The sequence below is a fragment of the Gammaproteobacteria bacterium genome (genome assembly GCA_028819075.1).
Classification (GTDB): domain Bacteria; phylum Gemmatimonadota; class Gemmatimonadetes; order Longimicrobiales; family Gaopeijiaceae; genus BD2-11.
On sequence record JAPPMM010000024.1, the window covers coordinates 107,755 to 121,267 of the forward strand.

Annotated in this window: 9 protein-coding genes; 4 read left to right on the forward strand and 5 right to left on the reverse strand. The window is 66.4% G+C overall.

The window, feature by feature from the left end; genetic code table 11:
- Positions 1 to 9 precede the first annotated feature (9 nt).
- Genes OXU32_06210 through OXU32_06225 form a run of 4 tightly spaced genes read right to left on the reverse strand, consistent with a single transcriptional unit; the run spans position 10 to position 4,487 of the window.
- Positions 10 to 783, reverse strand: coding sequence for a response regulator transcription factor (locus OXU32_06210; GenBank protein ID MDE0073558.1), 774 nt, complete (start codon positions 781 to 783; stop codon positions 10 to 12).
- A gap of 53 nt (positions 784 to 836) precedes the next feature.
- Complete coding sequence (locus OXU32_06215; GenBank protein MDE0073559.1) at positions 837 to 2,660, reverse strand: DegV family EDD domain-containing protein; 1,824 nt, start codon at positions 2,658 to 2,660, stop codon at positions 837 to 839.
- Between the two features lie 48 nt (positions 2,661 to 2,708).
- Positions 2,709 to 3,512 (reverse strand): metallophosphoesterase family protein, encoded by an 804-nt coding sequence (locus OXU32_06220; GenBank protein ID MDE0073560.1) that lies wholly within the window; start codon positions 3,510 to 3,512, stop codon positions 2,709 to 2,711.
- 3 nt (positions 3,513 to 3,515) lie between these two features.
- Entirely contained in the window at positions 3,516 to 4,487 is a 972-nt protein-coding gene (locus OXU32_06225; GenBank protein MDE0073561.1) for a radical SAM protein, read from the reverse strand.
- A gap of 200 nt (positions 4,488 to 4,687) precedes the next feature.
- Here OXU32_06225 and OXU32_06230 point away from each other — a divergent pair, with 200 nt between their 5' ends.
- The 3 genes from OXU32_06230 (at position 4,688) to OXU32_06240 (ending at position 8,975) form a co-directional block, all read left to right on the forward strand.
- Entirely contained in the window at positions 4,688 to 5,842 is a 1,155-nt protein-coding gene (locus OXU32_06230; GenBank protein MDE0073562.1) for an Ig-like domain-containing protein, read from the forward strand.
- Between the two features lie 146 nt (positions 5,843 to 5,988).
- Positions 5,989 to 8,139 (forward strand): RNA degradosome polyphosphate kinase, encoded by a 2,151-nt coding sequence (locus OXU32_06235; GenBank protein MDE0073563.1) that lies wholly within the window; start codon positions 5,989 to 5,991, stop codon positions 8,137 to 8,139.
- 263 nt (positions 8,140 to 8,402) lie between these two features.
- Positions 8,403 to 8,975 (forward strand): DUF222 domain-containing protein, encoded by a 573-nt coding sequence (locus OXU32_06240; protein MDE0073564.1) that lies wholly within the window; start codon positions 8,403 to 8,405, stop codon positions 8,973 to 8,975.
- Between the two features lie 712 nt (positions 8,976 to 9,687).
- Here the strand turns inward: OXU32_06240 and OXU32_06245 are convergent.
- Positions 9,688 to 10,119, reverse strand: coding sequence for a hypothetical protein (locus tag OXU32_06245; GenBank protein ID MDE0073565.1), 432 nt, complete (start codon positions 10,117 to 10,119; stop codon positions 9,688 to 9,690).
- A gap of 774 nt (positions 10,120 to 10,893) precedes the next feature.
- Here OXU32_06245 and OXU32_06250 point away from each other — a divergent pair.
- On the forward strand, positions 10,894 to 11,604 hold the full coding sequence (locus tag OXU32_06250; protein MDE0073566.1) for a helix-turn-helix domain-containing protein: 711 nt from the start codon (positions 10,894 to 10,896) through the stop codon (positions 11,602 to 11,604).
- The last annotated feature ends 1,909 nt before the right edge of the window (positions 11,605 to 13,513 follow it).

Sequence of the window (13,513 nt, forward strand, 5' to 3'; positions counted from 1 at the left end):
GTACCCGGGCTATCCCTCCGCGTCGGGAAGCCGGAACTGATAGCCAAAGCCGCGCACGGTCTCGACCCAGTCGCCCACCTCCTCGAGCTTGGTGCGCAGCCGGCGGATGTGCATGTCCACCGTGCGCGTGTGGATATAGCCGGACACTCCGGGCCCCACCTCCCAGGCGGACTCAAGCAATTGCCGGCGGCTCTGGGTTCGCCCGCGGCGCTCGACCAGCACCCGAAGCAGCCGGAACTCCGTGGGCGTCAGGTTCAGTTCGCGGCCGTCGAGGGTCACCTGGTGGCCGGTCAGGTCGATGGCGAGGGGACCTGCGCGCAGGATCTGTCCCGCGCCGCCGGTGTGGGTGGACCGGGCGCGCCGCAGAATGGAGCGCACCCGCAGAATCAGCTCGCGCGGGCTGAAGGGCTTGGTGAGGTAGTCGTCCGCACCCATCTCCAGCCCCTCGATGCGGTCCTCCTGCTCGCGCTTGGCGGTGAGCATGAGCACGGGCAGGTGGCGGGTCGCGGCCCTGCGGCGAATGGTGCGCAGGACCTCGTCGCCCGACTCCCCCGGAAGCAGGCGGTCCAGGACGACGATGTCCGGCATCTCGCGGTCGATGGAAGAGAGCGCCGAGGTCCCCCTCGACACCGTTTCCACCCGCAGCCCGTCGCGGGTCAGCTGGTACGCAACCAGCGCCGCGATGTCGGCTTCATCCTCGACCACGAGCACGCGTGGCGGGGGATCGGACGCATCGCGGGATTCGACCTCCGGCTGATTCGTCACCGCGTCAAGTCGTTCCACACTTCATCGTACCACAGACGGGCGCGCCTCGGAAGCTCGTCCGAGTAGCGACGCTAGTCCTCCACCATGTACGCCAGGCACCAGGCGCCCAGCCCGACGTGGGTGGCGAAGATCGGTGCCGCGGGCCCGGTGAGGATGTCGACCTCGCCGTAGCGCGCCCGCAGTGCGGCCGACACCTTCTCGATGATCTCGGGATACCCGACGTGCACCACGCCGAAGCGCAGCTTCTTCGCTCCGGCCGGGATGCGGTCTTCCAGGAGCCCCATCACCGCCGGAAGAACCTTCCGACGGCCGATCACCTTGCCGACCGGACCGACCTTCCCCTCATCGGTCAGCGACAGGATGGGCTTCACGCCCAGCATGCCCCCGACCCACGCCTGCCCCTTGCCGACGCGGCCGGAATGCAGCAGGCGGTCGAAGGTGTCCACGGTGGCGAAGATGCCCGACTGGTCGCGCACCCGGGCGAGCTCGGCCAGAATCTCTTCGGCGGACATCCCGCTCTCCGCGAGCTCGGCCGCCTTGAGCACCATCAGCCCCTCGAGCACCGACACGCCTCGCGAATCGAAGAGATGCACCGGCACCCCGTCGAAGGTGCGCGCCGCGGCCTCCGCCGAACCGAAGGTGCCCGACACGCCGCTGCCCAGCAGGACGCCCAGGATGCGGTCGCCGTCCTCGGCGGCCCGGGTGAACCCGTCCACGAAGGCCTGCGGCGGAGGCTGGGAGGTGGTGGGGAGCTCCCCATCGGCGTCGCGCATCTTCTCGTGGAAGTCGTCGGCAGTGATGTCGATGCCGTCGCGCAGGGGCCGGCCCCCGTCGACCAGGATGGCCGGGACCACGTGAATGCCGTGCGCCCGGATGATTTCCTCGGGAAGGTCGTTGCCGCTGTCGGTCACGATCGCGAACGGCCGCCGCACGAGGCTCCGACGGTGTCCGCCGCCGTGACGCGCCGCCGCGTGCTGCGCGCGCATGTCCTCGGCCTTCTTCGTGGCCAGCCGGCCCAGGGTGCGGAGATAGGAGAAGACGCCTTCGGGGCCGTCGGTATGGATGTGCACCTTGAGCAGGGTGTCCGAGCTGACCACGATGATCGAGTCCCCGTGGCGGCGCAGTTCCTCGCGCACCACCGCCGACTCCGGCAGCCCCGCGCCCCGCACCAGCGCCTCCGTGCAGTAGCGGTACTGCTCCTCGTCCGCCGGGTACTCGATCTCCGCGACCGCGGCCGGGACGTCCGAGTAGTCCGTATCGTCCCCGGCCACGATCGGGTCGCCGTTGATGAGCAGGAGCACGCCCTCCAGCATGTGCACGAAGCCGCGCCCACCCGCATCCACCACCCCGGCCTCCTTCAGTACCGGGAGCAGCGAAGGCGTGCGCTCGAGCGACTCCCTGGCCGCATCCACCAATCCCTCGACGTAGGGGACGAAATCGGTGGCCACCGCCTCGCGTGCGGCGTTCGCGGTATCGCGGATGACGGTCAGAATGGTGCCCTCGACCGGATCGTCGAGCGCATCGTACAGGTTGTCGATGCCTCCGGCGAGCGCGCCCGCGAATCCGCGCGGGCCCACCCGCCGGCGCCCCTTCAGTTGGGCCGCGAAGCCCAGCAGGAAGTGCGACAGCATCATCCCGCTGTTGCCGCGGGCTCCGAGCAGCGCTGCTTCGGCCGCCTGATCCGCGACGGTCGAGACGTCGCGGTCCCGGTTGCGGCGCAGGCGGTCCGCGATGGCCTCGACCGTGAGCGCAAGGTTGGTGCCGGTATCGCCGTCGGGCACCGGGAAGACGTTTATGCGGTTGAGTTCCTGGCGCTGCTGGCGGGTGTACTCGCAGGCCGCCACCAGCGAACGGCGCAGGCGCGGACCGTCCAGGTAGGCGATGTGCGTGCTCAACGGCGTCTCTCGGCCAGGATACCGGAAGGAAGTCCCGCCCGCCGGGCGTCAGTAGCGCCCGCGCGCGCGTTCCTTGCCCGGCAGGATCTCCAGGCAGGTGGTCCACCACCCGGTGCGAATGGTCGCGATGAACTCCTCACAGATGCCCTCTCCCGCCATCTCGCGGGCCAGCGCCTCGTGATCGTAGCGGACCGGAATGAAGTCGACGCCCAGCCGGTCCCCCTCGGCCGATACCATAGCATACCAGACGCAGGTGCGCCCGTCGTTCGCCGGCCGTCCCAGCGCCCCCGCGTTGACGTACCAGCCCCGGGGCGCGAACCGCCGGGCCCAGTGGATGCCCGTGTGTCCCCCGAGAATCACGTCGCAGCCCGCGTCCGCGGCGAGCTTCGCCAGGAAATGCGAAGGCGTGGTGGTTTCCCACAGGAACTCGTTGACCTGGCGCGGGCTGCCGTGACAGGCGAGCACCCGCAGCGGGCCCAGGCGAAAGCGGATGGCGGGGGGAAGCGCGGCCAGCCAGTGGCGATGCGCGCCGGACGTGTTGGAGAGCGCGTAGTCGTACGCCAGCCTGGCATAGTGATTGTCGCGCGGGTCGGTGTAGCCGCAGCGGCAGTCGTCCAGCCCGCGCCCGATGGAGTCGTCGTAGTTGCCCTGCACCACGCGCACGTCCTCGCGCCGGAGTATGGGGAAGACCTTGTCCGGATTGGGCCCGAACCCCCCCAGATCGCCCAGGCAGAAAAGCGCGTCCGCGCCGCGCGCGCGCGCATCCTCGGCCGCGGCCGCCAGCGCCAGGTGGTTGGAGTAGACACCGCCGAACACCGCCACGCGATCGAACCGGCCCTCCGATTCAGCCACCCGCTAGAACTCGCTGCTCGCCGCCGTGTTGGCGCAGATGGACCCGTGCAGGTAGCAGGTGTAACATGCCTGCTCGGACAGCGAGGCGGGCCGCGCCACCGCTTCGCCGAGGGTGTCGCCCAGGCGCGCGTCCGGATAGTCGAGCAGGATGGGGCAGACGTGGACCCCGGCGGCCGTGACCAGTCGCGCGCGCGTGCACAGAAGCTGATCGAGATCGAAGCCGTGCAGCATCTCGTGGGTGACCCGCATCGACGGAGCATATCCCTGGGTGCGGCGGGCCTCTTCGCCGATGAGCAGCGGCGGGATGATCTTCAGCCGGGCGCGGTCGTAGCCCACATCCGCCAGAAGCTCGCGAAAGCCTCCCAGGATGCGTCCGGTCTCGGCGTCGAGCCAGCTTTGCATGGCGGTGATGATGGGCAGGAACCCGGCGTCGACCAGACGTTCCACGCCCTCGATGCAGCGCGCGAAGGTTCCCTCTCCGCGGATGGCGTCGTTCATCTCCGGGGTGACCCCGTCCAGGCTCACCCGCAGTTCCAGCGAATAAGGCGATCCGGCCGCCAGCCGGGCCAATTCGCGCACCGTCCGCTCGGGCAGGAGGGTCGCGTTGGTCAGCACCGTAGCCGGCCCGAGCTCCAGCGTATCCTCGAGGATGCCGCACATCTCGTGATTCATGAAGGGCTCGCCACCGGTGAAGTAGTACTCCTTCACTCCCAGCGGGACGGACTCGGCGAGGGCTGCGGCGACCTGGCCGCGGGTCATGAACCAGAACGAATGGTTGTCCGGGCTGCACGAGATGAAGCAGTGCCGGCAGCGCAGGTTGCACACCGTGCCGCTCACCTGGAACCAGAGCTGGTCCAGGGCCCGCAGCGGCACCTGCGGAGGCGACTCGGCGACGCGCGGCCGAGCCGCAACCCGGCCTCCGCCAAGGCCGTTGGCGGCGGTGGACGCGTTGGGAAGGATGTTGAGGTCTTTCATCGATGATCCGCGGCTCCTCGGACCGCCCTGTCCGTGCCCTGAACCTAGCGCATGCGGCGGAGACACGCGCCAGCCAGGAACTTCCCCGGCAACAAACGGGCCCGCAGTTGTTCCTGGAGGAGGATTGACCCACGGTTTATCCGTGCGTCGCGTGAATCGGCGCATGCTTGCGCCATGGGTTACGACTGAGAGCAACGCGAATGCCGGCACACCTGATCAGGTCCGATACCGTGGCCGCCATCGTCCTCCCGGCGATCGTCGTCGCGTGCCTGGCCGGCTGCGGTGCGGACGACACGCCGGTTGCGCCGCCGTCGACCGGACCCGCGACCATCGTCCTCTCCCCCTCCGCAGTCACGCTGCCGGCCATCGGGGACACGATCCGGGTGGGGGCGGCCGCCGCGGACGCGGACGGTCACAGAGTTGCGGATGTCTCCTTCACATGGGAATCGAGCGACCTGTCGGTGGCAACCGTGGACTCGGCTGGCGTCGTGCAGGCGGCCGGAAAGGGACACGCGATGATCACGGCGGCGGCGGGTTCGATCTCGGGGACCGCCCTGGCGACCGTCCCCGGACCCGCACCATTCGACGCCACGCCTCCGCCCGCGGATCCCACGCCCGTGGCGCCGGAGATCATGGCCTGCCGGGGCTGGGAAGAGTGGTTCGTGGGTGACTTCTCCTACTTCAACAACGTCTGGAACCGGCAGGACACGAGAGACTACGAGCAATGCATCATGCGGCGGACCGTGCCCGGGCTGGTCGAGAGGGTGGAATACGGCTGGCGATGGCGCTGGCCGACGAGGAGGGGGCAGGTCAAGGCCTACCCGGAGCTCATCTACGGGCACAAGCCCTGGCATCCACGGTCGACCACGCCGGAGCTTCCTCGACGAATCGACGCAATCGAGGCCCTGGAGGTCGACTACGCGGCCTATCTCGCCGTCGAGGGCACGTACAACCTCGCGTTCGACTTCTGGATCACGCGCGACGATCCGCCCAGCGTGTCCGGCATCTCACACGAAGTGATGGTCTGGCTGGATCATGATTTCCGGCCGGCGGGGCAGCAGTTCTATGTCGGCCCGGTCCGGATCGAGGGCGTCCTGTGGGATCTGTACCACTGGCCGGACAGAGTCTGGCCGAACGCCGACGGCGACCGCGAGCTGGTCGCCGACTACATGGCTCTGGTGCGGCACCGGGATCTGCTGGTCGGTTCCGTCGACCTGCTGTCCCTCTTCCGCTACCTGATCGACCGGGGCTATCTCCCCGCCGACCACTACCTGACCGCGATCGAGTTTGGCAACGAGGCGGTGAGCGGCACCGGCGAACTCTGGCTCAAGGACTTCCGGGTCCACCTCCGCTGAGGGGCTGAGCTGTCCCCCGCACCTGGGCGCGACTGGAACCTTGACCCGCCCGGCGAAGTGTAAGAATGGTAGAGACTTCGACATGCGCCGCACCGGCCGGGACCGGCGGGCGGCGTTTCGTGTCCCCGGTGCCGGAGCCGATCCGCGTGACCCAGGCAGCTGCTGCCCAGACCCTGACGCCTGAAGCCCCCGAGCGCTTCATCAACCGGGAGCTCTCGTGGCTGGCGTTCAACGAGCGCGTGCTGGCGGAGTCCTCGAGCTCCCGCCATCCGCTGCTGGAGCGGCTGCGCTTCCTCTCCATCTCCGCCACGAACCTCGACGAGTTCTACATGGTGCGCGTGGCGGGGCTGAGGGCCCAGGTGGACGCCGGCATCACCACCACGACCCCCGAGGGCATGACGCCGGCGCGGCAGCTCCGGGCCATCGACCGGCGCGCCAGGGCGCTGATGGTGCGCCAGCAGAAGAGATGGCGCGAAATGCGTGACGAACTGCGCGCCGTCGGCATCGTCATCGCGCATCCGAGCGAGCTGAGCGGGGCCGCACGTTCGGCCCTGGATGCCTACTTCGACGAGCAGATCTTTCAGGTCCTCACCCCGCTGGCCGTGGACCCCGCGCATCCCTTCCCCTTCATCCCCAATACCGGATACGCGATGGTGCTGTCGCTGGCGCGCCCGCGGGACGGCACCGAGATGCACGCCCTGCTTCCGCTGCCTTCCCAGATCGACCGCTTCATCGCCGTTCCGGGAGAGAGCCAGCGCTTCATTCGCCTCGAGGAACTGCTCGGGATGCACCTGGACAGCCTCTTCCCGGGCTTTGCGGTCAGGGAGACCGGGTATTTCCGCGTGATCCGCGACAGCGACGTGGAGATCGAGGATGAAGCCGAGGATCTGCTGCTGGAGTTCGAATCCGCGCTCAAGCGCAGGCGCAGGGGGCGGGTCATCCACCTGAGGGTGTCGCGCGGGATGTCCGGGACCCTGCAGCGCTTCCTGATGCGCGAGCTGGACGTCGGCCCCGGGGACATCTTCCGCGAGGGCGATCTGCTGGGGCTGGGCGACACCGCGCAGCTCATCGGCGACGATCGCCCGGATCTGGTGTTTTCGCCCTACAACGCACGCTTCCCGGAGCGGATTCGCGACTTCGGCGGGGACTGCTTCGCCGCCATCCGCATGAAGGACATCCTCGTACACCACCCGTACGAGAGCTTCGACGTGGTGGTGCAGTTGCTGCGCCAGGCCGCCGAGGATCCGGCCGTGGTGGCCATCAAGCAGACGCTCTACCGGACCAGCCAGGACTCGCCCATCGTGACGGCGCTGATCGAGGCGGCAGAGGCGGGCAAGAACGTGACCGCGCTGGTCGAGCTGAAGGCCCGTTTCGACGAAGCGGCCAACATCGCGTTCGCGCGGGGGATGGAGCGCGCCGGGGTGCACGTCGTCTTCGGGGTGGCGGAACTGAAGACGCACGCCAAGATCTCGCTGGTGGTGCGGCGGGAGGCGGGGTCGCTCCGCTCCTACGTCCACTTCGGGACGGGGAACTACCACCCGGTGACCGCCAAGATCTACACCGACCTGTCGTATTTCACGTGCGATCCGGCGCTGGCGCGCGATGCCGCGCGGGCGTTCAACTTCATGACCGGGTATGCGCGTCCGGAGGGCCTCGACCAGCTAGCGATCGCACCCTTCACCATGCGCAGCACGCTGCTCGAACTCATCGCAGGGGAAGCCGAGCGCGCGCGCCGGGGAGAGCCCGCAGGCATCTGGGCCAAGATGAACTCCCTGCTCGACAGCGAGGTCATCGACGCCCTCTACGACGCCTCGCGCGCGGGCGTGAAGATTCATCTCGTGGTGCGCGGCATCTGCTGCCTGCGCCCCGGGGTCGCCGGGCTCTCGGAGAACATCACCGTGACCAGCATCGTGGGCCGGTTCCTCGAGCACTCGCGCATCGTGTGCGTGGGGGGCGGGGCGGAGTTGCCCTCGGATCGGGCGAAGGTGTTCATCTCATCGGCTGACTGGATGCCGCGCAACCTGGACCGGCGCGTGGAGCTGCTGGTTCCGGTCACCAACCGGACGGTGCACCGCCAGATTCTCGACGAGATCATGGTCGCGAACCTGAAGGACACCGAGGGCAGTTGGCGCCTGGCGGCCGACGGGTCCTACCGCCGGGTGGCGGACGGGAAGCGCCCGTTCAGCGCCCACGACTACTTCATGAACAACCCCAGCCTGTCGGGACGGGGCAGCGCGCTGGAGCGGGACCAGGGTCCGGTGCTGCGGCTGCACTCGGAGGGAGGCACAAAGGGCTGACGCCGGGGGAGGTCGCCCGAATTCACATTCGCGTGGCCCATTCTGCCATTGACGGGTTCTCGGCGCCCGCCTCGACGCGATCCGATATCCCGGATTCCACGGCTCGCCAGCGGCGCTGACCGCCCATGTGAGAGCGCTGGCAGTCCCCTTCCTCTCCCGAACGTCTCTCGACCCCACGTCGGCGATTGCAGAGCATCCTGAGAGGCCGATTCCGGTGCCGTTATATTGTATGTAACTCATTGTACAATATATCGTTGGGAGGAATGATGATTGCATCCCGGGACCTTCTCTGCGACACTCGCAAGAAGCCTCTTTCCCGGCCCGACGACGACGATGAACTTCGCAAGATCAGCGATCGCATCGCGGAACTGGCCGCGGGAATCAACGCGGCAGAAGCCCGGATGATGGCCCTCATCGCCGATTTCGATCGCCGAGGCGGCTGGAAAGACGGGTTCGGTTCATGCGCCGAGTGGCTGGCCTGGAAGATCGGCATCACGATCGGGCCGGCCCGCGAGCGGGTCCGCGCCGCCCGCGCGCTGGAGAACCTGCCGGAGACGGCCGACGCCCTTAGGGACGGGACCATCTCCTACGCCAAGGTGCGGGCGCTCACGCGCGTGGCTACTCCGGAGAGCGAGACGGAGTTGCTCGAGTTCGCGCGCGCCGGGTCGGCGGCCAAGCTGGAGCGGATGGTGCGCATGTGGAAGAAGCGGAACACCAGAGGTACAAATCCCGGCAGGAAATCGTATAAAGTCTTACAGGGCTGCACGATCTGCGTTTCCTGCCGTTGGACGGGACCCGGCTGGACCGTGCCGCGACAGCGGGAAAAGCGGACTTGAATGGCGGGAATCGACAGGGCTGCGGAACCACCGCAGCCACATGGGCCGGTGGCGGGACATCGGTTGGCAGAATGCCGTCGAGGAGCCACGTCAACCTTTCCAACTGCGATTGGAACAGCCTTCAGAACGGCGATCAAGGCTATCGACTGGGACAACATCACTCACTGGCGCGAAGTTAATGCCGTCGCTGCGGAAACACCGGTCACGCTACGGGATCGAGGTGCGCCGACCGTGTAGCCGTGCCGGGCCTGCCGGCTGGCTGCCGCGCTTCGCTTGTCGACCCTCGTTCGGACGCCGGAGACCCGTCATCCGAACGAGGGTCCGATTCCGCCGCTCCTCTCCTCGAGAGAGAGGCAAGCCACATCCGACACCATCAACCCCAAAGAACCAACCGTCCGCGAGAGCGGGGCAGGTCCATTCTCCCTTGGCGAGGTCCTCGACGGGTCGGCTTGTGGCGCTCGCTGCGTCTCGCTTCCCGCTAGGCCCGAGCGCATCACCGTCGCGAGAGCGGGTGGGTCCCGCTCATCTCATCTAGCAACCTCGAAGGTTCGCTGCAGGGCATCCTCGCAGTATCTGTTTCCTCCGCACCGAAACAGCGGCAAAGCCGCCCAAGTGCCGGGAAGCCACAGGAGTGGCCAAGTTTCTGCGGCACAGGACAGTCTGCTCATTCAAGCCGGCTCTAGAAGCGTGCGAGGGTGGATTCATCCCTCTCTCACCTCGGAAGATCTCCTCGGAGTTCTGAGGTTCCGTAGTAGGTGAAGGAATTCAGCCACGACGAAAAGTGCTCGACGTAGGTGTACGCATCTTCGCCCCACAGGGAGGGGTTTCGGATCACCTTCACATACCCGATTCCGTCGACGGCGTGAAAGATCGTGAACGCTCCGGGGTTATCAGAGCGGATCACTTCTCTCATGTCGCGAGACAGCCAGAAATACTTGCCGGCTTGGTCGCGGACGATCAACAGACGGAATTCCTGTTGCTGATCCGGGGTCAGGTCTTCTTCGGTGATGGCGTCCGGGGTCATCGTCACCCGCTTTCCCGGAAGCCCGGAATAGATCAGATCGTATCCATCCACCTGGGCCGACAGACTTCCGGACGAAATCGTTAGCAAGAGCACCGAGAGCACCACAACCATCTTGTTCATCTACACGCCCCCGCGGGCCGTGGAAACATCCCCGTAGCCACCTAACCTATTTTAACTACGTGCATTACAGGTTAATGGCAAGCAGGATGACGATGGCGATACGCAGGCGCCGCAAGACGATGACGGGGTCGAAGACCACGGGTTGCGGAGCTACGTAAGCGAAGCCCAACCGAGGGGCCCACTCGTTCTAGGTATCCTCGTTGGCAAAGGCGGGCGCAGGTGGTCGATCCAGCGTCACTCCCGCTGTCGGCGCATCCGCTTATCGTTTGTTGCCGGATCCCGCCTCTAGGGCCTGACGTCGGGAGCACACGCGCTGTGAGCTCCACACCCAATTCCCATGCGCTTGCGCTCCATCCAGCGGGGCCTTTGGCCGGGGCAGAGTTTGCGCTGGGTCGGGGTATTTTGTATCCCGTCTTGCCAACATCACGCCGTGGCAGTACCTTGATTTGCCAAGGAGCAGCAAAATACTCCTCCCGCTACAAAAAGGAGCCGTGCGGCGCGGATCGTTCTTGTCCAGGACTCCCGCGCCACACGCCCAAGGTTCTACCACGACCAAGGCCGCGACGCCGACGAGATGACAAGAAACCAATCGGGACAGGAGAGAGGCTGGGGCCAGTGTGTTGGCGGCTCTACTTGGAAGTACATCCAAGCGAACATGGGGGTTCGACTCCCCCGAAGCGGGCGCCCGCTTCCCCTCTCTCCTGTCTACCGCCTTTACCTTGCCGGCATGCAGCTAGTCTAGTGGGCGCGCGGCCCCTGCACAAGGAGCGAGACATGGACGATGAGCGCACGACCTTTCATCAGGATATTGAGCGTTACGCGCAGGGCCTGGATGGCGCAAAGCAATGTCTCGACGAGTACCGCCAAGCGCTACAGGACCACGAAGAAGCCACAGCTCGGCTCGCAGCAGCCAAAGCACTTCTCGAGGCGCAGATGATCATGTGGCCGCTAGGTGGTCAGGAGGCACCCCAAACGGGACGCAAAGCCGACATCATCGGAATCATGGCACACGAACCTGATCGCGTCTTCACGAATGCCGAGATCATTGCGGCGCTACGCAAACTCGGGGACAACGCGTCAAAACGGACGCTCGACTCCGCCGTGTCTAGAATCTTGAAGGGATTGGTCAAAGATGGCATCTTGCAAGATCATGGATTTGGGAAGTCGCAATACCTTCCTCCCGGTATACGCGAAGCTAGGGCAGTATTCGACCGTGTTGATCCACCTGAGAGCTACAAGAGGGCCATCGGGGGCTATTCGGATGCCGTCATGAAGGTACTGAGCGGTAGTCCAAATCTCGCGTTCTCGCCAGAGCAGCTTGTGGAGTTGGTCTTGCCCAACGGCCATTCAGAGCAGGACCGTCAGACGCTTCGAAGGGCCGTTGCCTTGCTTGAGCACAACGATGAGATCAAGTGGTCTAGCGATGGTTGGACACTGAGCGACAGCATACGCCCCGACCTCCCATTGGTTGCCAGCCGCCCTTGATCCCTATTCCGCGACCAGCGTCCGGTACAACGGGGTTCTCCCGACCATCCGGGCAACGATGTGCGCGATCCGTTGGATGGTGTCCAGCTCGCGCAGGGATCTTTCCTACCATTTGACCTCACGCTGGACCCGTCGTCCCCCGTTCCGGGCGTGGAGACGCCGGCGCGGCAGTCCAACTCGCAGATCGCACATGTGAAGAGGCGGCCCTCGGTGGCACGGTCTGGGGACGTGCTCGGTTTAGTTCGCGGCCGGAAGAGCCACGGACGGGGCGGTGCCCCCCGACGCGGGCGGCGGCATCGTTGGCTTGTAGCTTCGGGTCCGGCAAAGCTCCGCTTGTGCGGACGGCGTAGTTGCTTGTAGCAGATCGACCGACCTATTGGAGTGGCGCGCGAGCGGAGAGGCTTGGGGCGGAGCACGGTGTCGGCGTCGGGGGAGCGGGCCGCCAGCCGCGAGTAGCACGACCAGCATCAACACCCGGGCGCTTGCGCTTCGCTTGGCCGTCATCGGATGTGGACCCTCACCCATCGGCGTTGCCCGTCGTCGAATTCCTCCTGAACGAACAAACGGACGCCCCTTTCCTCCCCGGCAAGCCTCTTGCCTCGACGGATCGCCTCTCTACGGGATGGAAAATACTCCGGGCGGATTGTGGGATCGGGCTCTCGGAAGCGATGCAGCATGCAGTCTCCCCCCGCCCTCCCCACGACAACACGGTCGACGCCTGGCTTTGGATTGTCTCGGCTCTGCGCTTCATGGGCAGTGGGCATCGCGTACCTCTCCGTGATTCGTTGCGAAAAGCACACACTTAGTCGCAACCTACCCGAGGCTGGGGTCCGCGGAAGCTCGCGCGCGCCCAACGGCAGACCTACGCCTTTGGCGCGCGGGGACGATGTGATCGACGGCGAGGTTCGGCATCTGGAAGTGCTCCTCGCAGCCGTTGCGAGCGAGCGATCAGCTTGACCCTACCAATGACGGGCGGCTACGATGCTCGAAAGGCCTGGTGCCCAAGGCAGCAACAGACAACAAGATGGAAGGACGAGCCAAAGCGACCGGCGCTTTGCCAAGAGGACCACAATTCCGTAGGAATGCGAGGTGCTCGTTTCGCAGTAGCGTAGTCGGCTCCGGACGAGCCACCGAAGCCGATGAACACGCTCCCACAGAACTGGCTCTGGGGGCTGTTGGGGAGAACTAGACGTGGGCCGGAAGCGGCGCACAGCGAAGTCTGGATGCCGTGAACCCTGAGGTGTGGGAAATAATCGCCGTCGCGGTGGTGTTGTGCGGGGGCTGGGCCCTCGCGCTGGCCAGGGACCGGATGCGCGATGGTGGGACGATGGAAGCAGCGTGGAATGCCGCCGTCGTCGTGGTGGCCGTGGGTGGTGTGGCCTGCTCGTGGATGAGCGGCTTGAATCCTTACGGCGCAGTGGGTTTCGTCGGAGGGCTTGCCCTTGTCTGGGTTGTGCTCCCCGTCTGGCTGATTCGACGCTACCGCCGCCGCAGTCGGTAAGAGGGACAGGCGGACGAGGATTGACCGGCACAGGCCTCGTGGGCGATGGTCCGGGTCACCAAGGCTGGCCCCCTCGGCGGCTTGGACCGCCGGAATCCGGTTGGGACGGACGCCGTAGTGTGTGCGGTGGATCGCCCGTTCGACCCTGGGCGCAAGCCTCTACGCCGCACCGCAGTGTGAAAACGACGATCGCCGGTCCCCGAAGGGGACGGGTAGGGTCGAAACCGGTACGCGGCAGAAAGCCCTCCAGTCGCCCTCGCGGTCCGCGAGGCTGGCGGCCAAGAGGCCGTGGAGCTTGGATGCGACGGCCCGGTGTTTCGGAGGCGTCCCACGGCTGGCTTGACGGGGGCTAAGGGAGACAAGCCAGCCTACCCTGTACCCCTGATGTACCCATTCGAGCGTGTTTCA